Origin of the sequence: Saccharomonospora marina XMU15 (genome assembly GCF_000244955.1) — a bacterium.
In the GTDB taxonomy this organism is placed as follows: Bacteria; Actinomycetota; Actinomycetes; order Mycobacteriales; family Pseudonocardiaceae; genus Saccharomonospora_A; species Saccharomonospora_A marina.
The window spans coordinates 875,399-901,553 of sequence record NZ_CM001439.1 but is presented as its reverse complement, the minus strand read 5'-3'; the positions used below and the strand labels follow the sequence as shown (position 1 = coordinate 901,553).

The window sequence follows — 26,155 nt, the reverse complement described above, 5'->3', positions numbered from 1 at the left end:
ACAGATGGCTTCCTACGTGGCCGCCGTCGACCAGGGCACGACGTCGACGAGAACGATGATCTTCGATCACTCCGGCCAGGTCGTGGCTTCCGACCAGCGCGAACACGAGCAGATTCTGCCGAAGGCAGGCTGGGTCGAACACGACGCGGAGGAGATCTGGGCCAACACCAGGGCGACCGCAGCGGGCGCGCTGGCGGCGGCCGACCTCACCACGGCGGACATCGCCGCGGTCGGCATCACCAACCAACGCGAGACCACCCTGGTGTGGGATCGCAAGACCGGCAAACCGGTCTACAACGCGATCGTGTGGCAGGACACCCGTACCGACCGGATCGTCAACGAACTCGGCGCGGCGGGCGGCGGGCAGGAACGCTACCGCGACACCACCGGGTTGCCGCTGGCCACCTACTTCTCCGGGCCGAAGGTGAAGTGGATCCTCGACAACGTCGAGGGGGCACGGCAGCGCGCCGAGGCCGGTGACCTGCTGTTCGGCAACATGGACACCTGGCTGTTGTGGAACATGACCGGTGGGGTGGACGGTGGCATCCACGTCACCGATCCGACCAACGCGTCACGAACGCTGCTGATGGACCTGGACACGCTGTCCTGGGACACCGACATCGCCGCCGACATGGGCATCCCACTGTCGATGCTGCCGACCATCCGCTCGTCCTCGGAGGAGTACGGCACCGTGCGCGAGCGGGGCGCCCTCGGCGGGGTTCCCATCGCGGGAATCCTCGGTGACCAGCAGGCCGCGACGTTCGGCCAGGCCTGCCTGTCACCCGGCGAGGCGAAGAACACCTACGGCACCGGCAACTTCGTGCTGCTCAACACCGGGACCGACAAGGTGATGTCGCAGAACGGGTTGCTCACCACGGTTTGCTACAAGATCGGGTCGAACGACACCGTGTTCGCGCTGGAGGGCGCGATCGCGGTCACCGGCTCACTCGTGCAGTGGTTGCGGGACAACCTCAACATGATCAGTTCCGCCGCCGAGATCGAGGAGCACGCGAGGACCGTCGAGGACAACGGCGGAGCCTATTTCGTGCCCGCGTTCTCGGGGCTGTTCGCGCCCTACTGGCGATCCGACGCGCGCGGCGTCATCGCGGGGCTGACCCGCTACGTCAACAAGGGCCACCTGGCCAGGGCGGTGCTGGAAGCGACAGCCTTCCAGACCCGTGAGGTGATCGACGCCATGAACGCCGACTCCGGTGTGCCGTTGAAGACCCTGAAGGTGGACGGCGGCATGGTTGTCAACGACCTGCTCATGCAGTTCCAGGCCGACATCCTCGGCGTGTCGGTGATCCGCCCCAAGGTCAGCGAGACCACGGCACTCGGGTCCGCGTACGCGGCAGGCCTGGCCGTCGGCTTCTGGGAGAGCGAGGACGACATCCGCACCAACTGGGCCGAGGACAAGCGGTGGGAGCCCTCGATGGACGAGGCGCGCAGGGAACGCGAATACCGCAACTGGAAGAAGGCGGTGACCAAGACCTTCGACTGGGTCGAGTCCGAGGACTGACACCCGCCGCATCCGGCTCACGCGGGCACGGGCGCCGCTCCCGCCGTGGCGGGGAGTGGCACCCGCTGCTCGCGGCGCGGCGTGGTCAGTCCGAGCTGGTCACCGAGATCAGCGAGAACGCCGCACCCTGGTTGTCCGTGACGGCGCTCATCCTGCCGTAGGGCGAGTCCTGCGGCGGCCGCAGCACGCTGCCGCCCAGTTCCCCGACCCGCGCCACCGCCGCGTCGGTGTCGGTCACGCCGAAGTAGGCCATCCAGTGTGCGGGGACCTCGGCGGGGGTGTCCTCGGGCAGTTGCCCCAGCCCGCCCACCGTCTGCCCGCCCACCGTGAGCGTCGCGTAGGTGAACCCGTCCCCGGACATGTCGTCGAAGCCGTAGCCGAACACCTTGCCGTAGAAGTCCTTCGCGGCCGCGAAGTCGCGGGTCATGCACTCGTTCCAGATCAGCGCGGAGGGGGTGTCGACCAACTCGACACCGAGGGTCTCGCCCGCCTGCCACACCGCGAACACCGCGCCGGTCGGGTCCGCCGCGACGGCCAGCCTGCCCGCCGATTCCACGTCCATCGGTTCCACCAGCAGCTGACCACCCTCGGCGCCGATCGCCGCCGCGGTCTTGTCGACGTCCCCGGTGGCCAGGTAGGTGGTCCACGCGGCGGGCATGCTCTCCATCCCCGGCTGGGTGCTGCCGATCCCGGCGACCAGCTTGCCGCCGACCGAGCACATCAGGTAGTTGCCCGCCTCATCACCGGTGTCGGTGAAGTCCCACGACAGCAGGGCGCCGTAGAAGTCCATCGCCATCCTCGGGTCGGGCACCGTCACATCGACCCAGCAGGGTGTTCCCTGCGGCCAGGGTGTATCGCGAACGGTCATTTCGCACTCCATTTCGTCGTCGAACCACTCGTGACGAGTGTCACGCCTGGCACCGACAAAACCGTGGAGTGACCTATTCGTCAGTCCAGGTCGTCGTGACGCATGAGCTGCCGCCCCGCCTCGGTGATCGAACCGGACAGCGACGGATACACCGAGAACGTCAGCGCGAGATGCTCGACCGTCAACTGGTTCTGCACGGCCAGCGCGATGGGCAGGATCAACTCGCTGGCCGTCGGCGCGACCACCACCCCGCCCACGACGACACCCGTGGCCGGCCTGCAGAACAGCTTCACGAAGCCCTGCCGCAGCCCTTCCATCTTGGCGCGGGCGTTGGTCGCCAGCGGCAGCATGATTGTTCGCGCGGGCACCTCACCGGTGTCGATCGCCTGCTGGCTGATCCCGACTGTGGCTATCTCCGGGTGCGTGAAGACGTTCGCAGCCACGGTACGCAGCCGGATCGGCGCGACCCCTTCACCGAGGGCATGCCACATCGCGATCCGGCCCTGCATGCTGGCCACCGAGGCGAGCATCAGCACCCCGGTGCAGTCGCCAGCCGCGTACACCCCTGGCGCGCTGGTACGCGAAACGCGGTCGACGGTGATGAAGCCGCCGGGTCCTGGCTCGATGCCGACGCGCTCCAGCCCGATGTCACCGGTGTTGGGTACCGAGCCCACCGTCATCAGCGCGTGGCTGGCCTCGATCTCCCTGCCGTCGGTGAGGTGGACGCGCACGCCCTTGTCCGTGCGGTCCACGCGGTCGGCCCTGGCGTGCTTGACCACCGTGGTGCCGCGCTGGGAGAACACCTCCTCCAGCACCGCCGCCGCGTCGGCGTCCTCGTGGGGCAGGACACGGTCGCGGCTGGACACCACGGTGACCTTGACACCCATCTCGGTGTAGGCGGACGCGAACTCCGCGCCCGTGACACCGGAACCGATGACGGCAAGGTGCTCGGGCAGTTCGGGCAACTCGTACAGGTGCCGCCAGTCGAGGATGCGCTCGCCGTCGGGAACCGCGCCGGGCAGCACGCGTGGCGTGGCACCGGTGGCGACCAGCACGACGTCGGCGTCGAGGACCTCCTCGTCGCCGTCGGCGGTGGTGACTCCGACCTTGTGCGTGGCCAGTCCGGGCTCCTCGTCACGGAAGCGAGCCGTCCCGGTGATGACCCGCACGCCCTCCCGCTGCACGCGCGCGCGGATGTCGGCGGACTGGGCCAGCGCGAGACCACGCACCCGGCCGTGCACGGTCGGCAGGTCGATGGCCGCCTGCGCGACGCCGATGCCCAGCTCGCGGAAGCCGTGCAGGCTTGCCCGCGCTCCGGAAGAGGCGATGAAGGTCTTGGAAGGAACGCAGTCGTAGAGCACGCAGGCACCCCCGAGCCCGTCTCGCTCGACCACCGTGACGTCGGCCCCGTGCTGTGCCGCGACCAACGCGGCCTCGTAGCCTGCAGGCCCGCCGCCCATGATCACGATCTTGGTCAACTTCCGTCCTCCTCGTCACCGGGCTCGCGACCCAACTCTAGGTGGGGACACGCGGGCTGCGTCCTTTCGGGTGAGCGTGTGGTCGCTAGGCTGTGGCCGTGCCCTTGTATGCCGCGTACGGGTCCAACATGGATCCCGCTCAGATGACCGAGCGAGCCCCGCACTCGCCGATGGCGGGTACCGGTTGGCTGGAAGGCTGGCGGCTCACCTTCGGCGGTGAGGACCTGAGCTGGGAAGGCGCGCTCGCGACGATCGTCGAGGACCCCGGGTCGAGGGTGTTCGTGGTGCTCTACGACGTGACGCCGCTCGACGAGTCCCTGCTCGACCAGTGGGAAGGCGGGGAGCTGGGCCTACACACCAAGATCCGGCTGCGGGTGCAGACCATGGAGGGCTCGGTGCTGGCCTGGTTGTACGTGCTCGACGCCTACGAAGGCGGCCTGCCGTCGGCACGCTACCTGGGTGTGCTCGCCGACGCCGCCGAGGCAGCGGGCGCACCCGCCGACTACGTCGACGACCTGCGCACCCGCCCCTGCAAACGGGTGGGCCCCTGACCCGCGAGTCCCCCGCTCCTGCCCGCGAGTCCCCCGCTCCTGCCCGCGAATCCTGCGCTCACGTCCGCGAGTCCTGCATTCACGCGGTCAGGCCCCGGCGCCGGAACGCGTCAAGCACGGCCGAGACGAGCCTGCTCGGGTCCCGTAGGTCGGCCGAGTCGGCCCGCAGCACGATCCAGCCCCGTCGCCGCAGGTCCTCGTCCCGTGCCGCGTCGGCCTGCCCGCTGGCTTCGTGCGCCTCGTACCCGTCGTACTCCACCGCTACCCGGAGCTGTGACCAGCCGAAATCCAGCCGGTAGAGCACACGTCCCTCGAGATCGGTGACCGGGATCTGCTGCTGCGGCATCGGCAACTCGGCATCGACCAGCGTCAGCAGCATCGCACTCTCCGCCGGGGATTCCGCGAGTCCCGTGGCCAGCCACAACAGCGACCGACCCTGCCGCCGCCCGCGTGGGTCCGGCCGGGCGGCGATCCGTTCCGCCACACGCAGCCGAAGCGCCTCGCGATGGTGTGAAGGCAGAGCCCGCAGCGCCTCGTCGGCGCACGCCAACCCGTCTCGCCGCGAACCTCGACACAACACCTCGGAAAGGGCCAGATCGACGTCCACCACCCGCAGTCCTGCGATGCCGTGGATGTCCTCATCGCGGACCGAGCCGTGATGGACAAGCACCCCCGCCCTGCGCCGCGGCTTGCACCGGTAGGGCAGCAGCACGTGAATCGGGGTGGAGTCGGCCGCGCAGAAGCCGTGCACCCGCAACGCGCTGTGATGACTGAGTACCGCTTCCGGACCGGTGTGCAGCAGTGCCGCAGCGGCGCGGGTGCCGAAGTCGGCAGCGCGACGTGGGTCCACCAGCACGGTGCGCGAGAACGTGGCGAGTCGGCCGTCGCGCAGGGCAGCGCGCAACCCGGCCGAGCCGAGTGCTGCCGCCAGGTCGGCACGCAGGTATGCGCCGTTGAGGTCGAGGTGTGGAGGGAAGGTGACCATGCCCCAACCGTCGGCTGTTCAAGCAGCGCCAGGAAAGTGGCAATCCACAGAATGTGGATAACTTAGGCTCCTGTGGACAACTCAGTCCGACCCGAACGCAGAACTCGCGGTCCCGAACGCAGAACTCGCGGTCCTGAGCGGGGGACTCGCGGGTGAGAGCGTCAGGCGACCAGTGCCGCCAGCGCTGTGTGCACGAACACCCGCACGCCGTTGAACAGCGCCCGCTCGTCGGCTTCGAAGGTGGGCTGGTGCAGGTCACGCATCGCGCCCTCACCCGGCCACACCCCCAGCCGCGCGAACGCGCCCGGCACGTGCTCCAGGTACCAGCCGAAGTCCTCGCCACCGGACGACTGCTCGGTGTCGGCCAGCGCGTTGTCGCCCAGCGCCGCTTCCGCGCCTGCCCGCAGCAGGACGGTGCTCTCCTCCTCGCTGACGACCGGAGGGACACCGCGCCGGTAGTCCAGTTCGTAGCCCACTCCGGTCGGAGCCAGCAGCGACTGCACCGACGATGCGATCAGCGGCTCGAGTTGCGTCCAGGTCTCGTGGTCGGCGGTACGCAGCGTGCCCCGCAGCAGGCCGTCCTGCGGCACCGCGTTCGCGGCCTCACCCGCGTGCACCGAACCCCACACCAGCACGGTGCCCGACCGGGGATCGACGCGCCGCGAGAGCAACGCGGGCAGCGAGGTGATGATCGTGCCGAGAGCGTGTACGAGGTCGGCGGTCAGATGTGGGCGCGAGGTGTGGCCCCCCGGTGACGTGAGCCGCAGTTCTATCAGGTCGGCCGCCGATGTCAGGGCACCGATGCGGGTACCGACCTTGCCGACCGGCAGCCGGGGGTCGCAGTGCAGCCCGAAGATGCGGTCGACGCCGTCGAGCGCACCCGCCTCGATGGCGTCCAGCGCGCCGCCGGGCATGACCTCCTCCGCGGGTTGGAAGATCAGCCGCACCCTGCCGGGAAGTTCAGCGGCCTGTGCCAGCGCGAGCCCCGCGCCCAGCAGCGCGGCGGTGTGCATGTCGTGCCCGCAGGCGTGCGCCACGCCGTCGACGGCCGAGGCGAACGGCAGCCCGGTCGCCTCGGTGAGCGGCAACGCGTCCAGGTCGGCCCGAAGCGCCACGCACGTGGGCCCGCTGCCTACGTCGCAGACCACGCCGGTACCGCCGGGTAGCACCCACGGACGCAGGCCCGCCGAGCGCAGTAGCTTCACCACAAGCTCGGTCGTGCCGAACTCGTGCCTTGCCAGCTCGGGGTTGGTGTGGATGTGCCTGCGCCACGCCACGACGTCGGCGGCGTGTTGCAGCAGCCACTCGTCGAGCCAGGCTGGGCCACGGCCCGCGCCGAGGTCAGGCGGTGTGGGAGCCACGGTCACACCGGATTCGGTCAGCAAGGCGGCAGCGGTGCCCGACCCGCCCTGTTCGCCAGGCAGGTCCGGCCGGGAGTCGAGAACCGTCATGCCGCACCTCCGCACGCATCCGGCACGAGGTCGCTGGAGCTCACTGTCTCTCGCTGGGAAATCATTGCCGTACGCATTTGCTCTCAGTCTTGCACCACACAGGGTAGTTGTAACCCAGATGTCCTAATGACGAGACAGAAGGTCGCCCGGTTGCGCTAAGCGGTGACGCAGTGTTCGGCGAAACTGTAGGGCCTCTGTCGGTGACTGAGCGCGTTCGGCAGCCCGCGGCGCCCGCCGAGCGAGCCTAGTCGCCCTGTTGCCGCTTCTTCCTGATGTGCCTGCCCCACAGCACGATGCCGAGCAGCACCGCGGCGGCGACGCCCACGACCAGCCTGCTTCGGTCCTTCTCCGCGTCGGCCTCGGTCTGCGGGTCGAGGGTAGGGCCGGGCTCGGAATCGTCGTCCTGGGCCTGATACGGCGCCACTACGGCGAGTGGTTCGGCGGACGAGGTGGCCGGTGTCACCGATCCGACGACCACGAAGCCCGCGACGAGGGCCAGCAGCCCGACCACGACGGCAAGCACACGCACGAGCACCAGTCTGCCCGCTCGCGCCCCTTCGCGTCAGTCGCCACGCGGCAACGGCGCTTCGAACGCCCGCAGAATTCGCTCTGCGGCCAGCGTGGCGGTGAGCCTGCCGTCACGCACCTCCCGCTCCACCTCCGGCACGACCGCGCGAACCTCCGGATGCGTCTCCAGCCGGTCGAGCAACTGCTCCCTGACCATCGACCAGGTCCAGTCGACCTGCTGCTGCCTGCGCTTCTCGGTCAGCTCACCGGTGGACCGCAACAGCTCGCGGTGCCTGCCGATCTGCTGCCACACCGTGTCCAGCCCGGCACCGGTCAGCGCGCTGCAGGTCAGCACCGGTGGGACCCACCTCGCGTCGGGTCCGTAGATCATCCGCAGCGCTCCCGACAGCTCCCTCGCCGCCTTGCGTGCCTGCAACTCGTGTTCACCGTCGGCCTTGTTCACCGCGATCACGTCAGCGAGTTCGAGCACGCCCTTCTTGATGCCCTGTAGCTGGTCGCCCGTCCGTGCCAGCGTCAGGAACAGGAAGCAGTCGACCATGTTGGCCACGGCCACCTCCGACTGCCCCACACCGACCGTCTCCACCAGCACCACGTCATAGCCCGCGGCCTCCATCAGCACGATCGACTCGCGGGTGGCCCTCGCGACCCCGCCGAGCGTGCCCGACGTCGGCGACGGCCGGATGAAGGCCGACGGGTCCGTGGCCAGTCGCGCCATCCTCGTCTTGTCGCCGAGGATGCTGCCGCCGGTGCGGGTCGACGACGGGTCGACGGCGAGCACGGCCACCCGGTGTCCCTCGCCGGTGAGCTTCGTGCCCAACTCGTCGATGAAGGTGGACTTACCCACCCCGGGAACGCCGGTGATGCCGACCCGTTGCGCGCCGCCTGCGTGCGGCAGCAACTCCACCAGCAGCTGCTGCGCCTGCCTGCGGTGGTCCGGACGCGCGGACTCCACCAGCGTGATGGCCCGCGACAGGATGCCGCGGTCGCCCGCGAGCACCCCCTTGGCGTATGCGGCGACGTCGACGGTGCGAGACATGCCTACGACTGTCGCGCTTGCAGCTGGTCGAGCAGACCGGCGGCGGCCTCGGCGATCACGGTGCCGGGACCGAAGATCGCCGCGGCGCCCGACTGCCGCAGCTCGTCGTAGTCCTGCGGCGGGATCACACCGCCGCACACGATCATGATGTCGTCGCGGCCGAGTTGCGCCAGCTCCGCACGCAGGGCGGGCACCAGCGAGAGGTGTCCGGCCGCGAGCGAGGAGACACCCACCACGTGCACGTCGGCTTCCACCGCCTGCCGGGCCACCTCGGCCGGGGTGGAGAACAGCGGCCCCACGTCGACGTCGAAGCCGAGGTCGGCGAAGGCGGTTGCGATCACCTTCTGGCCACGGTCGTGCCCGTCCTGGCCCATCTTCGCGACAAGGATGCGTGGCCTGCGCCCCTCGGCACGGGCGAACTCCTCGACCCGTTCCCGCACCGACTCCACCTTGTCCGACTTGCCGACCTCGTCGCGGTACACGCCGGAGATGGTACGAATCTGGCCCGAGTGCCTGCCCCACACCCGCTCCAGCGCCTCGGAGATCTCGCCGACGGTGGCCTTCGCGCGTGCCGCGTCGATGGCCAGTTCGAGCAGGTTCGCCTCGCGGGACTCGGACCCGGCACACTCGGTGAGCCTGCGCAGCGCCTGAGTCGTGGCCTGCTCGTCTCGCTCGGCCCGCAGCCTGCGCAGCTTGTCAAGTTGCTGTGCGCGAACCCCCTCGTTGTCGACCTTGAGCACATCGACGTGCTCGTCGCTGTCCAGCCGGTACTTGTTGACGCCGATCACCGGCTGCCGCCCGGAGTCGATGCGCGCCTGGGTGCGGGCGGCCGCCTCCTCGATGCGCAGCTTGGGGATACCGGCGTCGATGGCACGCGCCATGCCCCCAGCCGACTCGACCTCCTCGATGTGGCCCCACGCCTTTCGCGCCAGGTCGTAGGTGAGGCGCTCGACGAACGCGCTGCCGCCCCACGGGTCGATGACGCGGGTCGTGCCCGACTCCTGCTGCAGCAGCAACTGCGTGTTGCGTGCGATCCGCGCGCTGTTGTCGGTCGGCAACGCCAGCGCCTCGTCGAGCGCGTTGGTGTGCAGCGACTGGGTGTGGCCCTGTGTGGCGGCCATCGCCTCCACACAGGTACGTACCACGTTGTTGTAGACGTCCTGCGCGGTCAGCGACCAGCCGGAGGTCTGGCAGTGGGTGCGCAGCGAAAGCGACTTGTCGTTGCGTGGCTCGAACCGCTTGACCAGCTTGGCCCACAGCAACCGCGCCGCTCGCAGCTTGGCGACCTCCATGAAGAAGTTCATCCCGATCGCCCAGAAGAACGACAACCGGGGCGCGAACGCGTCGATGTCCAGACCGGCGTCGATCCCCGCGCGGATGTACTCCACACCGTCGGCGAGTGTGTAGGCGAGCTCCAGGTCGGCGGTGGCCCCGGCCTCCTGCATGTGGTAGCCGGAGATGGAGATCGAGTTGAACCTCGGCATGTGGCGTGAGGTGTAGGCGAAGATGTCGGAGATGATCCGCATCGACGGCTGCGGCGGGTAGATGTAGGTGTTGCGAACCATGAACTCCTTGAGGATGTCGTTCTGGATGGTCCCGGCCAACTGCTCGGGCGCCACCCCCTGCTCCTCAGCCGCGACGACGTAGAGGGCCAGCACCGGCAACACGGCGCCGTTCATGGTCATCGACACGCTCATCCTGTCCAGCGGGATGCCGTCGAACAGTTGCCGCATGTCGTAGATCGAGTCGATGGCAACGCCCGCCATGCCGACATCGCCCGCCACCCGCGGGTGGTCGGAGTCGTAGCCGCGGTGCGTCGCCAGATCGAAGGCCACGGACAGTCCCTTCTGGCCCGCCGCGAGGTTGCGCCGGTAGAAGGCGTTCGACTCCTCGGCCGTTGAGAATCCCGCGTACTGCCGGATCGTCCACGGCTGGTTCACGTACATCGTCGGATACGGCCCGCGCAGGTACGGCGCGATCCCGGGGTAGGTGTCGAGGAAATCCAGTCCGGACAACTCGGCCTCGGTGTACAGCGGCCGCACGCCGATTCCCTCAGGGGTCTCCGACGCCAGCGCGTCGGGGCCCTTGCCGGTGGCTTCGTGCAGCGCCCTGGTCCACTCCGACCGGTCGGCCTGCGGCACAGCACCGAGTTCGACGCCGGTGAAGTCGGGGATGCTCATGGGGCCACTCCCAGGGTTTCGAGGGTGCCGGTCAGGACGGCGAGCGCGTCACATCCCTTGTAGACGTACCCGGTGACGGCCGGGTAGTCGGCCGGCCTGCCCGCGAGCAGCACACTCGCGGCACCCGCTTCACGCAGGGCAGCCGCGACCTCGGCCGCCTTTTCGGCGTATGCCTTGTCGCTGCCGCACAGGCACGCGACCGTCGTCCCGCTTTCGCGGAAGGCCGCCACCAGGTCGTCGGTGCCGTCGGCCACGCCGGGGTTCACCGGTTCGATCCCGCCTGCCATGAACAGGTTCGCCGCGAACGTCGCGCGCGCGGTGTGAGCGGCCAGCGGCCCCAGCGTGGCGAGGAAGACCGAGGGGCGGCTGCCGGTCTTCGCCAGGTGCGCGTCGGCGTGGTCGCGAAGCCGCTCGTAGTCCTGCGCGTACCGCACCCGCGGCAGGCCGCCCCCGGCCGCCGGTGCGGCGGGCTCGCGTTCGAGGTCGGCCTCTTCCAGCAGCGGGAACTCGCTGACTCCGGTGATCGGGTCCTGCCTGGTCGCGATGCGGGCGCGGCGAGCCTGCCAGGTCCGGTCGAGCCTGGCCGCCAGCGAACCGGAGCCGAGGTCGGCCTCGATGCCTCCCGCCGCTTCGATGGCGGTGAACTCCCGCCACGCCGCGTGCGCGAGCGCGTCGGTGAGGTTCTCCACGTACCAGGACCCGCCTGCCGGGTCGATCACCGAGGCGAGCTTGGATTCCTCGAGCAGGATGGCCTGGGTGTTGCGGGCGATCCGGCGGCCGAAGCCGTCGGGCAGGCCGAGCGCGGAATCGAACGGCAGCACGGTCACCGCATCGGCACCGCCCACGCCCGCCGCGAAGCAGGCGAGGGTCGTGCGCAGCATGTTCACCCACGGATCGCGCCTTGTCAGCATCGCAGGTGAGGTCACGGCGTGCTGGTACATCGCGGTCCCCGGCGCACCGCAGACCTCGCCGACCCGTGCCCACAGCCTGCGCGCGGCACGCAGCTTGGCGATGGTCATGAACTGGTCGGTGGTGGCGGCGAAGCGGAACTCCAACTGGCCGGCGGCGTCCTGCACGCTGAGCCCGGCCGCGGTGAGAACACGCAGGTAGGCGACGCCCACCGCGACCGCCGCGCCGAGTTCCTGCGCGTCCGAACCGCCCGCCTCGTGAAACGGCAGCCCGTCGGCGACGACCGTACGCATCGCTGGGTACTCGCGCGCGACCCTGACGGCGAGTTCGGCGGAGGCGGCCAGGTCGTGTGCGCGTCCCGTTCTGGCCAGCAGCCCGATCGGGTCGGCACCGATGCCGCCCGCGACGCTTGTCGGCGGCACGCGCTGATCCGCGAGCAGCGCGAACAGCGCGTCAGCGGCTTCCAGGTAGTCCGCGCCGGGGTCGAGCACCACGGGTGCGAGGTCGAGTCTGACCTCGCTCAACGCGTCGGCGAGCGACGACGGCGGCAACGCGCCAGCGCCGACGCGCAGCCAGCTGGACGTGACGCCGCCTTCCAGGTCGGCGAGCACCGAGCGGTTCGTCACCGCGGGGTCGGGGTGGGTGTGCAACGCGCGGACGTCCCAGCCGGTGAGCACGTGCCCCTGCGGTCTCGACCCGCGCACGAACGGGCTGAGGCCGGGATAGCCCGAAGGTGGGGCCTCGTCGGCCGCCGTGTAGAGCGGCTGGATCGCGATGCCCTCGTAGGTGTGCGTGATCAGGGCTTCGGGCCGCGAGCCTGTCTTGCTCAACACGGCCTCGACCAGCCTCTCCCAGTCGGCCCGGTCGGGACGGTCGAACTCGGCCGCCAGTGGCAGCTCAGCCACGTTCGTCATAACTAGCCATGTTAGGGGGGTCACCCTCGCGGTGGTTGTGAGGCAAATCGCCATTAACAAGGCTGGTCGGGCCAACGGCGGAACGAGAGTTCGCCACAATAGGCCTGTGTCCAACCCGCCATCCAAACCACCGGCTTTCCCCGACGAGGCACGGCTCGTCGCGGGCCGATACCGGTTGCGGTCCGTTCTCGGGTCGGGCTCGATGGGCACTGTCTGGTCGGCCTACGACGAGTTCCTGCAACGCCCGGTCGCGGTCAAGGAAGTCAGGATGCCGCCCGGCGTGCCCGCGACCAGGATCAGCGAGTTGCGGGAGCGGACCCTGCGTGAGGCCAGGGCGATCGCGGTGCTCTCCCACCCGAACGTGATCACGCTGCACGATGTCGTCAGGGAAAACGGCGACCCCTACGTGGTGATGGAGTTGCTGCCCGCGCGCAGCCTGGCCGGACTGCTGCACGAGGCAGGGCGGCTCACGGTCCCGCAGGCCGCCGCGGTCGCCGACGCCGTCGCCGCGGCACTGGAGGCCGCTCACGCGGCCGGGATCACCCACCGCGACGTCAAGCCAGGCAACGTGCTCGTGGCGGGCGACGGCAGGATCAAGCTCACCGATTTCGGCATCGCCCGCAACGTCTCGGAAGCCACCATGACCCACACCGGCATGATGCTGGGTTCGCCTGCGTTCATCGCTCCGGAGGTGGCCTCGGGCGGTGCGGTCACCTACACCGCCGACCTGTGGGGACTCGGTGCCACGCTGTTCGCCGCGACCGAGGGCCACCCGCCCTACGACGCCGACGGCGACCCCTTCGAGACGGTGACGCGCGTGGTGCACGGCGATGTGCCGAGGCCGTCGGCGGGTCCGCTGGCGCCGTTGATCCGCGGCCTGATGGCGAAGCGCCCCGCGGAGCGGATGTCGCTGTCGGAGGTGCGGCGCAGGCTGTACCCGCTGCTGAGGAAGCCACACCACCCGCTGTTCCCCGCCGAGTTGTTCCGGCAGGGCGAGCGTTCCCGTGCGGCCGGCGAGGCCAGCGTGACCCGCGTCATCCCGCGCATGCCGTCCGCGAAACCGAGCGAACCGCCTGCAACCACCCGAAAGTCGAAACCGGAGGGCACGGGCGGTGAGGCAGGCGCGTTGGCCGCCGACCCCGGACCGCTGCCGTTCGCCGCGAGCGGTTCGGGCCCGGCGACGGGTTCAGCGCGTGCCGCCGATCCGGCGGACCCTGTCGGGCTGTCGCCGTCCGCCATCGCCACCGCGCTCGGCGAGCGGATCGATGCGCGAAGGGCCGCACTCGTCGCCGTGGCGATGTTGCTCTTCCTCGCGGCCGCGGCGGCGGGGTTCGCGCTCACCCGTGTGGTTGCCGGGCAGGCGCTGGAGCCGCCCCAACCCGTCGCGCCGCGAACGGCGGCCGCGCCCACAACGCAGTCGGTGGAACTGCTCACCAGGGAAGGCGACGCGACCAACCTGCGAGGGGCCAAGGGTGGGCTGTTCTCCGTGGCGGTGCCCGCCAACTGGCTGCGGTTCACCAGCCAGCGACCCGTTGGCGACCTGCCCACATCGACCCTGGTCCGCTTCGTGTCACCCGACGGCACACAGGTACTGGGCGTGGAGCATTTCGCCAACTACTTCCCGGACCTGACCGCACGCGACTACGTGCGCGCGCTCACCGGGTACTGGCCCGAGGGGGACTTCACGCTGGTGCGTTCCGACGCGCTGGCCGATGGCCGGGAAGGGGTGCTGCTTGGCTACCGCACCGCGGAGCGGGGCAGCGGGCAGCGAGCGAGCAACAGGACCACGCATGCCGAGGTGTTCCGCAGCTACTCCAGCCTGTGGGTGGTGAGCGTGACGGTGCCGCTGGAGCGGGAGCGGTTCGGCCGCAGCCAGCTGTTCGACCGGATCGTGCCGACCTTTCGGATGACCAGTTAGCGACGGGCCTTGAGGGAGCGAGCCGAGCCTCAACCCCGCCTTTCGTCTCCGAAGCGCCGCGCCGAGATATTGGCCTGCGCGATCCTGCGCAACGCCACCAGGGCCGCGTCGCCGAGCACCGTGCCCACCACCGCGCTTTCCACGATCGACTCGGTGGTCGGTAGTCCGGCCACGAACTCCAGGTCGGACTCGGCGATCCGGTCGGCCGCCTCGGCATAGGTGTCGAGGGCGTCGACCAGCCGGGCGTGCCCCAGGTTGCGCAGCGTGCACAGCACCCCCACCAGCGCCTCCACCGGTGCCTGCCTCAGGTCCAAGCGCCAGCCGCGCATGGCCGCGACCTCCTCGACCCGCCGTCTGGCCCACTGCTCGGTTCCCTCGTCCGCACTGCCGCGGTTCAGCGGCAGCCCGTGCTGGACGATGCCGAGCACGTCGTGTGTGCGGTCGTGGGAGTCGATGGCGGCGAGTGTCTCGCGAACCGACGCGATGGAAAGCCCGCCGACTTCCAGCAGAGCGCGCACCAGCCTCAGGCGGCGCACGTGGGACTCGTCGTAGTGCGCCTGGTTCGGGCTGGTGCGCTCACCCGGGTGAAGCAGACCCTCGCGCAGGTAGTACTTCACGGTCGCGATCGGCACACCCGACTCCCTGCTCAACTCGGCCATTCGCATCGCCGCTCGCCCTTCCGTGCACCTCCCGGTACGGATACAGTAGCTCCCCACTATGGAGAGTTTTGCTATCCATAACCGCCGTGAACCCTTGCCGGGAGCAAGCTCTAGGCTGCACGGTCGTGGACGAGACAAGCGACCAGCGACCCCGTGAACTCGCCGCGGCCGCGGCGCGCGTGCTCGCCGAGCGAACCGGCGCGGAAACGCACGACATCGCCGTCGTGCTCGGCTCCGGATGGCGCCCGGCCGCGGATCTGATCGGCGAACCGGAAACCGAGATCGACCTGGCCGAGCTGCCCGGATTCGAAACACCGACCGCCGTTGGCCACGGCAGCACGGCACGCTCGCTACTCGTCGGGGGACGACGTGTCCTTGTCCTGCTGGGGCGCACTCACCTCTACGAAGGAAGGGGCGTGGCCCGGGTGGTGCACGGCGTGCGGACGGCGGCCGCGGCGGGCGTACGCACCGTGCTGCTGACCAACGCGGCAGGCGGGTTACGTGACGGACTCCAGGTCGGCCAGCCGGTCCTCATCTGTGACCACCTGAACATGACGGCCACCTCGCCGATCACCGGAGCGAACTTCGTCGATCTCGTGGATCTGTACTCCGGCAGGTTGCGACAGGTGGCGAGGGGGATCGATTCGTCGCTGGTCGAAGGCGTCTACGCGGGCCTGCCGGGTCCGCATTTCGAGACTCCCGCCGAGATCCGCATGCTGCGTACGCTCGGCGCCGACCTCGTCGGAATGTCGACGGTGCTGGAGGCGATCGCCGCACGTGCCGCGGGAGTCGAGGTCTTCGGGCTGTCGCTGGTCACCAATCTCGCCGCGGGCGTCACCGGCGAACCGCTCAGCCACCAGGAGGTCATCGAGGCGGGCAGGGCAGCCGCGGAACGGATGGGTCGCCTGCTCCGCGAACTTGTCCTGCACGCCTGACTACGTCACTTGCTGGTGCTGCCGTTGCCGGTAGCGATCGGAACGTCGGTGATCTCACGGCTCGTCATCAGTTTTTCCTTCCCAAGCAGCAGCGGCTTTCGCGTCTGACACGCGGAACCATTTGGCAGTGCGCGGAATCGCGCACTGCCAAATTTGGCGCAGAATTGGCAATCCGACAATAGCCCGATCGTGTGCTACCTGGTTTTCAGTCGTTGACTCTGAGCGACTCGTCACCGCCCTGCTAAATGCGTTCTTCCTGGTGCTCGCACAAATGCGACTACTCTCACCCGAACGAGTGGAGATATGCCAAGTCGCGACCACATGGTGAAATTCGGACAATGCCCTCGTAGAACGCTCGGGCGAAGTGACCGGAAAAATCCGATGCAAAATGTGATCCGCAACTTTCACACGCCCTCGCCGCACCTCGGCAACCGGCGGGCCGGTAGCCGCCGGGCCCGACCTCCACCGTGCCGTGTGCCTGGCAGCATTGCGGGATGGAGCACAACCCGCCCGGACTCACGCCCGCTTTGCGGGACAGGGCACTTCGGTGGATCGCCGACGACGTGACACCTCACCACCGCGCGGAGTTGCGGGAACTGCTCGCCGATGCGATGAACGACCAGCCCGACGCTGTCGCGCAGTTGCGGGAGCGCATGGCGGGGGAACTCACGTTCGGCACCGCGGGACTGCGCGGACCCGTGCGCGCAGGGCCCAACGGGATGAACACGGCTGTGGTCGTGCGGGCCACGGCCGGCGTCGCGGCCTGGCTGCGGGACGAGGGCAGGTCGGGTGGCACCGTGATTGTCGGCAGGGACGCCAGGCACGGCTCGGCGGACTTCGCCCGCGCCACGGCCGAGGTTCTCACGGCGGCGGGATTCGACGTGCGGTCGCTGCCCGCACCACTGCCGACCCCGCTGCTCGCCTTCGCCGTTCGCAGGCTCGGCGCGGTGGCGGGCATCCAGATCACCGCGTCACACAACCCTCCCGCCGACAACGGCTACAAGGTCTACGACCACACCGGCGCGCTGATCGTGCCCCCCGCAGACCGGCGGATCGAGTCCGCTATCGAAGCGGCTCCGGCGGCGATCTCCGTGCCGAGGTCGCCCGGCGCCCGGGTGCTCGGTGACGACGTACTACAGGCCTACCTCGACCGCGTGGCCGCTCTGCCGCGCGGAACGGCACGCGAGTTGCGAGTCGTCGCCACCGCTTTGCACGGCGTCGGTGCCGACACACTGCGACTCGCACTGCGGCGGGCCGGGTTCACCGACCTCAGCTTCGTGCCCGAGCAGGCAAAACCCGACCCGGACTTTCCAACCGTGGCGTTTCCCAACCCGGAGGAACCGCGAGCGGGCGAGCTGCTGCTCGACCTCGCTCAGCGCTCCGAGGCCGATCTGGCGATCGCGCTGGACCCGGACGCGGATCGCTGCGCGCTCGCTGTCGCGGGACGTGACGGCCGCTGGCGCCTGCTGCGTGGCGACGAAACCGGTGTGCTGCTGGCCGAGCATGTGCTGTCCGCACCGACAACGCCGGACCCGCTGGTGGCCACGACGATCGTGTCGTCGTCGATGCTGGCGTCGATCGCGAAGGCACACGGTGCGCGCTACGAGGAGACGCTGACCGGGTTCAAATGGCTGGCAAGGGCGGGCGCCGGGCTCGTCTATGCCTACGAGGAAGCGCTCGGGATCTGCGTGGACCCCGAAACCGTGCGGGACAAGGACGGCATCGCGGCGGCGCTGCTGGGCTGCGACCTGGCGGCGCAAGCCAAGGCCGCGAACCGTTCCCTGCTCGACCTGCTCGACGACCTGGCGCTACGACACGGGCTCCACCTCACCGACCAGGTGTCGCTGCGCATCGCCGACCTGACCGAGCGCGGGCGGCTGATGGCGAGGCTGCGCGAACACCCACCAACCGAGTTGCTGGGAACGGCCGTGGTCGCGCAAGACCTGCTGCCGCGAGCCGACGTACTGCGGCTACGCGGCGACGACCTGCGGGTGGTGGTGCGCCCCTCCGGCACGGAGCCGAAGTTGAAGGCGTACCTGGAGGTCACGTCGCCGGTGCAGACTTATGCGGACCTGGACCGCACTCGTGACCTGGCCGAGCGGCGGCTCGCCGAGCTGCGTGCCGCCGTGCACGACCTGCTGGCCCACTGACCGGCGAACCCACGTGACAGGCCGGTTCCCGTCACCGGTCGGTTGCGACCGTGCCCGCGCAGGGGCACGCTGACCGACTGTGCCCACCTTGCTGATCGTTCACCACACTCCGTCACCGCACCTGCAGGCCATGTTGGAGGCCGTGGTCTCGGGCGCGACCGACCCGGAAATCACCGGTGTCGACGTCGTCCGCGAGCCCGCGCTCTCGGCAACCGCCTCGGACGTGCTCGACGCCGACGCCTACCTGCTCGGTACCCCTGCCAACCTGGGTTACATGTCGGGCGCTCTGAAGCACTTCTTCGACACCGTGTACTACCCGTGTCTGGAGGCGACCCGTAACCGAGCGTTCGGCTACTACGTGCACGGAAACCAGGGCGTCGAAGGGGCGCAGAAGGCGATCGAAACCGTCACCACCGGGCTGGGCTGGGAACAGGCGGCTGCGCCCGTCGTGGTCATGGGTGAGCCGGACAAGGCCGCGCTCTCCAGCTGCTGGGAACTCGGCGCCACGGTCGCCGCCAACCTCATGGCCTGAATTGCTGCCGGCCGTGACACAACCTCCGTGCGGGGGCATACGATTCTGCGCATGCCTTTGCGCCGAACCCTGCTGGCGATGCTCGCTGCCGTGGCCGGCTTCGCCACGGCCTGCACCGCGGACGCACCCGACGAGCAGTTGCCCGAGGCAGCAGCACTCGTCCGGGATGCCGCCACCGCCGCTCGTGACATCTCGAGCACGCATTTCACTATCGATGTCAACGGCACCATTCCCGGGCTGGCCGTACGCGGCCTCGACGGCGACCTCACCAGGGAAGGCGAGGCCAAGGGTTCCGGCACCATCGAGCAGTCCGGTCAGCTGGTCGAGATCGAGTTCGTGCTGAAGGGCAACACCCTGTACCTGAAGGGGCCCACGGGCGGCTACCAGCAGATCCCGGTGGCGCTCAGTTCCTCGGTGTACGACCCGTCGGCTGTGCTCGACCCCGAACGAGGCGTGTCGAAGCTGCTTTCCAGCCTGCGCGATCCGGTGACCGACGCCACCGAGGAAATCGGCGGCGTCGAGACCTACAAAGTGACCGGAACGCTGCCCAAGGAGGTGCTGGCCGGGCTGCTGCCGGGAATCGACTCCGAGGCCGAGGTGACTTTCTGGCTGCGTAAGGATCAGCGGCACCTGCCCGTCAAGGCGACGGCGGCATTTCCCAACGACGCGACGGTCGACGTCACGCTGTCCGATGTGGACAAGCCGGTCACGGTGAGTCCACCGGCGTGACGACGGTCCTCACCCGGCGCGGGAGCAGATCGGTCGCGCTCGGCGCGGGCGCGCTCGCGGTGCTGCTCGGAGCACTCGACACCTACGTCGTCGTCGGGCTGCTGCGCCAGATCATCGAAGACCTGCAGATACCCGTGAACCGCCTCGAGCGGGTCACCCCGATCGTCACCGGCTACCTGCTCGGCTACGTCGCCGCGATGCCGCTGCTCGGCCAGGCCTCCGACCGGTTCGGCCGCAAGGCTCTGCTGCAGGCCTGCCTCGGCGGCTTCCTCCTGGGATCAGTCGTCACGGCCACGGCGCAGAGCGCTCCGATGCTGGTGACGGGTCGGGTGGTGCTCGGTGTCGCGGGTGGGGCTCTGCTGCCGGTCACGATGGCGCTCGCAGCGGACCTGTGGTCGCAACGCGATCGCGCCACCGTCCTCGGGGCGGTGGGTGCGGCGCAGGAACTCGGCAGCGTGATCGGACCGGTCTACGGGATCGTGCTCGCGGCGGTCGCGGGCTGGCGCGGCGTGTTCTGGGTCAATGTGCCGCTGGCGCTGCTGGCGATGGTCGCCATCCACCTCTCCGTGCCCGGCGGCAGGCCTGCGAAGCGCACCAGGGTTGATGTCGTCGGAGGCGGATTGCTGGCGGTCGCGCTCGGCGCGCTGGTCGTGGGTCTGTACAACCCCGAGCCCCGCGAACAGGTCCTGCCGAGTTGGGGTGTGCCCGCACTGGCCTGCGCGGGCGTCGCCTTCGTGGCATTTCTGCTGTGGGAGCGTGGTGCACGCACCCGGCTCATCGACACCGCGGGCGTGCGGCTGAGGCCGTTTCTCGCCGCGCTGGCGGCAAGTCTCACCGCGGGTGCCGCCCTCATGGTGACCCTCGTCGACGTCGATCTGTTCGCTCAGACTCTGCTCGGATACGACGACGAGGGCGGGGTGCTACTCCTGCTGCGGTTTCTCGTCGCGCTTCCGGTCGGCGCGCTGCTGGGTGGCTGGCTCGCCTCGAAGGTCGGCGAACGCCCGGTCGCGGTGGCGGGCATGCTGATCGCCGCCGCCGGATTCGCGCTGATGTCCGGCTGGAGCGCCGACGTGCTCGCCGAAAGCCACGTTCTCGGTCCGCTCTCATTGCCCAGGTTGGACACCGACCTCTCGACCGTCGGTATCGGGCTCGGACTTGTCATCGCCCCGCTGTCGGCGGCAGCGCTGCGTGTTGTCCCCGGTGAGCGGCACGGGGTGGCTTCCGCCGGTGTGGTCGTCGCCAGGATGACCGGCATGCTCGTCGGCATCGCGGCGCTGTCCGCTTGGGGACTGCACCGTTTCCACAGCATGACAGCGAACCTCGACGTGCCCATCCGGGTGCTGTTCCCCTCCGAGGACGCCTACCGCACGTCGCTGGACGCCTACGTCGACGCGGTACGCCAGGCGCTGCTGACCCAGTACACCGAGATCTTCCTGATCACGTCGTTCGTGTGCCTCGCAGGCGCCGCATTCGCCGTGTTCATCGCCCCGCGGTCAGCCCGCTGAGCCACCCAAGGCTTCGTGGTGGGTATGCGCAACCCCGATTACGAGAGCCGCGGGAATTGCTGGGGTGAATTGGTTGGAAATGCCGAAGGGGGCCCGTCGGATAAATCCGGCGGGCCCCTTTCGGTTGTTGGTGTTCGGCGGTGTCCTACTCTCCCACACCCGTGGGGGTGCAGTACCATCGGCGCTGGCAGGCTTAGCTTCCGGGTTCGGGATGGGTCCGGGCGTGTCCCTGTCGCTGTGGCCACCGAAACAGTGGTGAAACAACCACGGTGTGGTGTGGTGTGGTGTTTCAGAGTTGCAGAGTGGGTGCGGGTGTATGGGGTTTTGTGGTGAAGTCCTCGGCCGATTAGTACCAGTCCACTCCAGAGCGCATTGCTGTGCTTCCATGTCTGGCCTATCTACCCAGTGGTCTGCTGGGGGCCTTAACCCACGGGGGGTGGGAGACCTCATCTTGGAACGGGTTTCCCGCTTAGATGCCTTCAGCGGTTATCCCTTCCGAACGTAGCTAACCAGCCGTGCCCCTGGTGGGACAACTGGCATACCAGAGGTTCGTCCGTCCCGGTCCTCTCGTACTAGGGACAGCCTTCCGCAAGTCTCCTGCGCGCGCGGCGGATAGGGACCGAACTGTCTCACGACGTTCTAAACCCAGCTCGCGTGCCGCTTTAATGGGCGAACAGCCCAACCCTTGGGACCTACTCCGGCCCCAGGATGCGACGAGCCGACATCGAGGTGCCAAACCATGCCGTCGATATGGACTCTTGGGCAAGATCAGCCTGTTATCCCCGGGGTACCTTTTATCCGTTGAGCGACACCCCTTCCACCAGGTGGTGCCGGATCACTAGTCCCTGCTTTCGCACCTGCTCGACCCGTCAGTCTCACAGTCAAGCTCCCTTGTGCACTTACACTCAACACCTGATTGCCAACCAGGCTGAGGGAACCTTTGGGCGCCTCCGTTACTCTTTGGGAGGCAACCGCCCCAGTTAAACTACCCACCAGGCACTGTCCCCCACCCCGATCAGGGGCGTGGGTTGAGGTTCCCCATCCGGCCAGAGTGGTATTTCAACAATGACTCCACCCGCACTGGCGTGCGGGTTTCACAGTCTCCCACCTATCCTACACAAGCCGAACCGAAAACCAATACCAAGCTGTAGTAAAGGTCCCGGGGTCTTTCCGTCCTGCCGCGCGAAACGAGCATCTTTACTCGTAGTGCAATTTCGCCGGGCCTGTGGTTGAGACAGCCGGAAAGTCGTTACGCCATTCGTGCAGGTCGGAACTTACCCGACAAGGAATTTCGCTACCTTAGGATGGTTATAGTTACCACCGCCGTTTACTGGCGCTTAAATTCTCAGCTTCACCCCCCGGAGGGGGCTAACCGGTCCTCTTAACGTTCCAGCACCGGGCAGGCGTCAGTCCATATACATCGACTTACGTCTTCGCATGGACCTGTGTTTTTAGTAAACAGTCGCTTTCCGCTGGTCTCTGCGGCCGACCCATCCCAGCCCGCGTGGGGCTTCAGATGTTTCGGCCCCCCTTCTCCCGAAGTTACGGGGGCAATTTGCCGAGTTCCTTAACCACAGTTCACCCGATCGCCTTGGTATTCTCTACCTGACCACCTGTGTCGGTTTGGGGTACGGGCCACGCGCGCACTCGCTAGAGGCTTTTCTCGGCAGCAGAGGATCACCCTACTTCGCCACAACGGCTATGCATCACGCCTCACCCTCGTCATCCAAGACAGCCCGACGGATTTGCCTGCCGGGCGGGCCACACGCTTACACCAGTATCACCACTGACTGGCGGGGCTACCTTCCTGCGTCACCCCATCGCTTGGCTACTACAGGATCAGGTCCCACGCACACCCACCGGTCCTCCCGAAAGAGAACCAGCAGACACGGGTGGTTAGTCTCACCTGCCTCGCCAGGGACGCGCACACGCGGGTACGGGAATATCAACCCGTTGTCCATCGACTACGCCTGTCGGCCTCGCCTTAGGTCCCGACTTACCCTGGGCGGAACAACCTGGCCCAGGAACCCTTGGTCATCCGGCGGCAGAGATTCTCACTCTGCATTCGCTACTCATGCCTGCATTCTCACTCCCACACCCTCCACCACTCGCTCACGCGATGGCTTCACCGGATGCAGGACGCTCCCCTACCCACCCACACGACTACACCCACCCCGGACGAACCAGAGCCGGCGGATCTCCTGTGCAGGTGACACGGCTTCGGCGGTGTGCTTAAGCCCCGCTACATTATCGGCGCAGAACCACTTGACCAGTGAGCTATTACGCACTCTTTCAAGGATGGCTGCTTCTAAGCCAACCTCCTGGTTGTCTCAGCGACTCCACATCCTTTCCCACTGAGCACACACTTAGGGGCCTTAGCCGGTGTTCTGGGCTGTTTCCCTCTCGACGACGAAGCTTATCCCCCGCCGTCTCACTGCCACGCTCTCACACACCCGTATTCGGAGTTTGGTTGACTTCGGTAAGCCGGTAAGCCCCCTAGGCCATCCAGTAGCTCTACCCCAGGCGTGAAACACGTGACGCTGCACCTAAATGCATTTCGGGGAGAACCAGCTATCACGGAGTTTGATTGGCCTTTCACCCCTACCCACAGCTCATCCCCCAGGTTTTCAACCCTGGTGGGTTCGGGCCTCCACACCGTCTTACCGGCGCTTCACCCTGGCCATGGGTAGATCACTCCGCTTCGGGTCTAGACCACGCGACTCACACGCCCTCTTCGGACTCGCTTTCGCTCCGGCTACCCCACCCGGGTTAACCTCGCCACGCAGCACTAACTCGCAGGCTCATTCTTCAAAAGGCACGCCATCACCACCACACAAGGCAGCAGCTCTGACGGCTTGCAGGCACACGGTTTCAGGTACTCTTTCACTCCCCTCCCGGGGTACTTTTCATCTTTCCCTCACGGTACTCGTCCGCTATCGGTCACCAGGAAGTATTTAGGCTTACCGGGTGGTCCCGGCAGATTCACAGCAAATTCCACGAGCTCGCTGCTACTCGGGGACACCACCACAACACCGCCATGCAGTTTTCGCGTACGGGACTCTCACCCACTCCGGTCAACCATCCCAGGCTGTTCCACTAACCACACACGGCATCGCCAGAAGTGTCAGCTCCTGAACAGTGGCACCCCACAACCCCGCACACACAACACCTGACAGCTTGACATGCGCACGGTTTAGCCTCCTCCGCTTTCGCTCGCCACTACTCACGGAATCACACTTGTTTTCTCTTCCTACGGGTACTGAGATGTTTCACTTCCCCGCGTTCCCTCCACACACCCTATACATTCAGGTGCGGGTGACACCCCATCACGGGTGCCGGGTTACCCCATTCGGACACCCTCGGATCACAGCTCGGTTGACAGCTCCCCGAGGCTTATCGCAGCCTCCCACGTCCTTCATCGGCCCCTGATGCCCAGACATCCACCATGTGCCCTACACAACTTGACCACAAAGATGCTCGCACCCACTCTGCAATTCTCAAACACCACACCGAAACAACACCACGTGTTGCCTCAAAACCCAACAGCGCACCAGCAGACCCCCACACCACCACCCCACAACAGGGCAGAACACAGCACAGGGACACATTTGTGGCGGTTCACAAAAATCCACGAACAACCGCGGAACAGTTGCTCCTTAGAAAGGAGGTGATCCAGCCGCACCTTCCGGTACGGCTACCTTGTTACGACTTCGTCCCAATCGCCAGTCCCACCTTCGACCACTCCCTCCCCAACAGGGGTTGGGCCATGGGCTTCGGGTGTTACCGACTTTCGTGACGTGACGGGCGGTGTGTACAAGGCCCGGGAACGTATTCACCGCAGCACTGCTGATCTGCGATTACTAGCGACTCCGACTTCACGCAGTCGAGTTGCAGACTACGATCCGAACTGAGACCGGCTTTAAGGGATTCGCTCCACCTCACGGTATCGCCACCCTCTGTACCAGCCATTGTAGCATGTGTGAAGCCCTGGACATAAGGGGCATGATGACTTGACGTCATCCCCACCTTCCTCCGAGTTGACCCCGGCAGTCTCCCACGAGTCCCCGGCATTACCCGCTGGCAACATAGGACAAGGGTTGCGCTCGTTGCGGGACTTAACCCAACATCTCACGACACGAGCTGACGACAGCCATGCACCACCTGTACACCAACCACAAGGGAACACCCATCTCTGGATGCGTCTGATGCATGTCAAGCCCAGGTAAGGTTCTTCGCGTTGCATCGAATTAATCCACATGCTCCGCCGCTTGTGCGGGCCCCCGTCAATTCCTTTGAGTTTTAGCCTTGCGGCCGTACTCCCCAGGCGGGGCGCTTAATGCGTTAGCTACGGCACGGGACACGTGAACAGCACCCCACACCTAGCGCCCAACGTTTACAGCGTGGACTACCAGGGTATCTAATCCTGTTCGCTCCCCACGCTTTCGCTCCTCAGCGTCAGTATCGGCCCAGAGACCCGCCTTCGCCACCGGTGTTCCTCCTGATATCTGCGCATTCCACCGCTACACCAGGAATTCCAGTCTCCCCTACCGAACTCAAGTGATGCCCGTATCCACCGCACGCCCACGGTTAAGCCGTAGGTTTTCACGGCAGACGTGACACACCGCCTACGAGCTCTTTACGCCCAATAATTCCGGACAACGCTCGCACCCTACGTATTACCGCGGCTGCTGGCACGTAGTTAGCCGGTGCTTCTTCTCCCAGTACCGTCAAGCCGAAACCCTTCGTCCTGGGCGAAAGAGGTTTACAACCCGAAGGCCGTCATCCCTCACGCGGCGTCGCTGCATCAGGCTTGCGCCCATTGTGCAATATTCCCCACTGCTGCCTCCCGTAGGAGTCTGGGCCGTGTCTCAGTCCCAGTGTGGCCGGTCACCCTCTCAGGCCGGCTACCCGTCACCGCCTTGGTAGGCCATCACCCCACCAACAAGCTGATAGGCCGCGGGCTCATCCCATACCACCCCGAAAGGCTTTCCACACACCACCATGCGACGATGTGTCCTACCCGGTATTAGACCCCGTTTCCAAGGCTTATCCCGAAGTACAGGGCAGATTACCCACGTGTTACTCACCCGTTCGCCACTCATCCACCCAGCAAGCTGAGCTTCAGCGTCCGACTTGCATGTGTTAAGCACGCCGCCAGCGTTCGTCCTGAGCCAGGATCAAACTCTCCAACAAAAACCCTGAACTCACAAACCCCACAAAAAACAAGGGGCCACAAAAAACAAACACCACAAACACAAAATCTGCTAGCACACTGTTGAGTTCTCAAACAACACAAAACATCGCTTCG

At 67.3% G+C, this 26,155-nt stretch carries 17 protein-coding genes and 3 rRNA genes; 8 read left to right on the top strand and 12 right to left on the bottom strand.

All coding sequences use genetic code 11. The features are described 5' to 3' along the window. The first annotated feature begins 4 nt into the window (after positions 1–4). The gene (gene glpK, locus SACMADRAFT_RS04245) at positions 5–1,519 is read left to right on the top strand and encodes a glycerol kinase GlpK (RefSeq protein WP_009152547.1); all 1,515 of its coding nucleotides are present in this window, start codon (positions 5–7) and stop codon (positions 1,517–1,519) included. An 85-nt stretch (positions 1,520–1,604) separates the two neighbouring features. On the opposite strand, the gene SACMADRAFT_RS04240 is transcribed toward glpK, so the two are convergent. Then, positions 1,605–2,387, bottom strand: coding sequence for a VOC family protein (locus SACMADRAFT_RS04240; protein WP_009152546.1), 783 nt, complete (start codon positions 2,385–2,387; stop codon positions 1,605–1,607). Positions 2,388–2,467: 80 nt separating this feature from the next. Next, entirely contained in the window at positions 2,468–3,865 is a 1,398-nt protein-coding gene (locus SACMADRAFT_RS04235; protein ID WP_009152545.1) for an NAD(P)H-quinone dehydrogenase, read from the bottom strand. 98 nt (positions 3,866–3,963) lie between these two features. Between SACMADRAFT_RS04235 and SACMADRAFT_RS04230 the strand changes: the two genes are divergently transcribed. Further along, positions 3,964–4,416 (top strand): gamma-glutamylcyclotransferase, encoded by a 453-nt coding sequence (locus tag SACMADRAFT_RS04230; protein WP_009152544.1) that lies wholly within the window; start codon positions 3,964–3,966, stop codon positions 4,414–4,416. Positions 4,417–4,495: 79 nt separating this feature from the next. Here the strand turns inward: SACMADRAFT_RS04230 and SACMADRAFT_RS04225 are convergent, their stop codons facing one another. The 6 genes from SACMADRAFT_RS04225 to SACMADRAFT_RS04200 form a co-directional block, all read right to left on the bottom strand. Then, a complete protein-coding gene (locus SACMADRAFT_RS04225; RefSeq protein WP_009152543.1) occupies positions 4,496–5,401 on the bottom strand; it encodes a DUF559 domain-containing protein in 906 nt (301 codons plus the stop codon). A gap of 161 nt (positions 5,402–5,562) precedes the next feature. Beyond that, positions 5,563–6,852 carry an amidohydrolase gene (locus SACMADRAFT_RS04220; protein WP_009152542.1) on the bottom strand — a complete coding sequence of 430 codons (1,290 nt, stop codon included), beginning with the start codon at positions 6,850–6,852 and terminating at the stop codon, positions 5,563–5,565. A gap of 244 nt (positions 6,853–7,096) precedes the next feature. Then, a complete protein-coding gene (locus SACMADRAFT_RS04215; RefSeq protein WP_232285540.1) occupies positions 7,097–7,381 on the bottom strand; it encodes a hypothetical protein in 285 nt (94 codons plus the stop codon). 33 nt (positions 7,382–7,414) lie between these two features. Continuing rightward, the gene (gene meaB, locus SACMADRAFT_RS04210; RefSeq protein ID WP_009152540.1) at positions 7,415–8,416 is read right to left on the bottom strand and encodes a methylmalonyl Co-A mutase-associated GTPase MeaB; all 1,002 of its coding nucleotides are present in this window, start codon (positions 8,414–8,416) and stop codon (positions 7,415–7,417) included. A gap of 2 nt (positions 8,417–8,418) precedes the next feature. Next, the gene (gene scpA / locus SACMADRAFT_RS04205) at positions 8,419–10,596 is read right to left on the bottom strand and encodes a methylmalonyl-CoA mutase (protein WP_009152539.1); all 2,178 of its coding nucleotides are present in this window, start codon (positions 10,594–10,596) and stop codon (positions 8,419–8,421) included. Further along, positions 10,593–12,419 carry a methylmalonyl-CoA mutase family protein gene (locus SACMADRAFT_RS04200; protein WP_040925533.1) on the bottom strand — a complete coding sequence of 609 codons (1,827 nt, stop codon included), beginning with the start codon at positions 12,417–12,419 and terminating at the stop codon, positions 10,593–10,595. Before SACMADRAFT_RS04200 ends, scpA begins: the two co-directional genes overlap by 4 nt. A gap of 202 nt (positions 12,420–12,621) precedes the next feature. Here SACMADRAFT_RS04200 and SACMADRAFT_RS04195 point away from each other — a divergent pair, with 202 nt between their 5' ends. Then, positions 12,622–14,337, top strand: coding sequence for a serine/threonine protein kinase (locus tag SACMADRAFT_RS04195; RefSeq protein WP_157617353.1), 1,716 nt, complete (start codon positions 12,622–12,624; stop codon positions 14,335–14,337). Positions 14,338–14,366: 29 nt separating this feature from the next. On the opposite strand, the gene SACMADRAFT_RS04190 is transcribed toward SACMADRAFT_RS04195, so the two are convergent. After that, positions 14,367–15,002, bottom strand: coding sequence for a MerR family transcriptional regulator (locus SACMADRAFT_RS04190; protein WP_009152536.1), 636 nt, complete (start codon positions 15,000–15,002; stop codon positions 14,367–14,369). A 119-nt stretch (positions 15,003–15,121) separates the two neighbouring features. On the opposite strand from SACMADRAFT_RS04190, the gene SACMADRAFT_RS04185 reads away from it, so the two are divergent. From SACMADRAFT_RS04185 to SACMADRAFT_RS04165, 5 genes are all read left to right on the top strand, one after another. After that, positions 15,122–15,931, top strand: a complete 810-nt coding sequence (locus SACMADRAFT_RS04185; protein WP_009152535.1) for a purine-nucleoside phosphorylase — start codon at positions 15,122–15,124, stop codon at positions 15,929–15,931. Between the two features lie 494 nt (positions 15,932–16,425). Beyond that, positions 16,426–18,081 carry a phospho-sugar mutase gene (locus tag SACMADRAFT_RS04180; RefSeq protein WP_009152534.1) on the top strand — a complete coding sequence of 552 codons (1,656 nt, stop codon included), beginning with the start codon at positions 16,426–16,428 and terminating at the stop codon, positions 18,079–18,081. 79 nt (positions 18,082–18,160) lie between these two features. Continuing rightward, the gene (locus SACMADRAFT_RS04175; RefSeq protein ID WP_009152533.1) at positions 18,161–18,613 is read left to right on the top strand and encodes a flavodoxin family protein; all 453 of its coding nucleotides are present in this window, start codon (positions 18,161–18,163) and stop codon (positions 18,611–18,613) included. A gap of 51 nt (positions 18,614–18,664) precedes the next feature. Continuing rightward, positions 18,665–19,342 (top strand): LppX_LprAFG lipoprotein, encoded by a 678-nt coding sequence (locus SACMADRAFT_RS04170; RefSeq protein WP_009152532.1) that lies wholly within the window; start codon positions 18,665–18,667, stop codon positions 19,340–19,342. Then, a complete protein-coding gene (locus SACMADRAFT_RS04165; protein ID WP_009152531.1) occupies positions 19,339–20,847 on the top strand; it encodes an MFS transporter in 1,509 nt (502 codons plus the stop codon). The genes SACMADRAFT_RS04170 and SACMADRAFT_RS04165 overlap by 4 nt, the downstream gene beginning before the upstream one ends. Positions 20,848–20,979: 132 nt before the next feature. Here SACMADRAFT_RS04165 and rrf read toward each other — a convergent pair. The 3 genes from rrf to SACMADRAFT_RS04150 form a co-directional block, all read right to left on the bottom strand. After that, positions 20,980–21,096 (bottom strand): 5S ribosomal RNA (gene rrf, locus SACMADRAFT_RS04160). Positions 21,097–21,173: 77 nt separating this feature from the next. Further along, positions 21,174–24,314, bottom strand: a 23S ribosomal RNA gene (locus SACMADRAFT_RS04155). A gap of 193 nt (positions 24,315–24,507) precedes the next feature. After that, positions 24,508–26,040: ribosomal RNA gene (locus SACMADRAFT_RS04150) — 16S ribosomal RNA — on the bottom strand. Together the 16S, 23S and 5S rRNA genes form the textbook arrangement of a ribosomal RNA operon. Between the last annotated feature and the right edge of the window lie 115 nt (positions 26,041–26,155).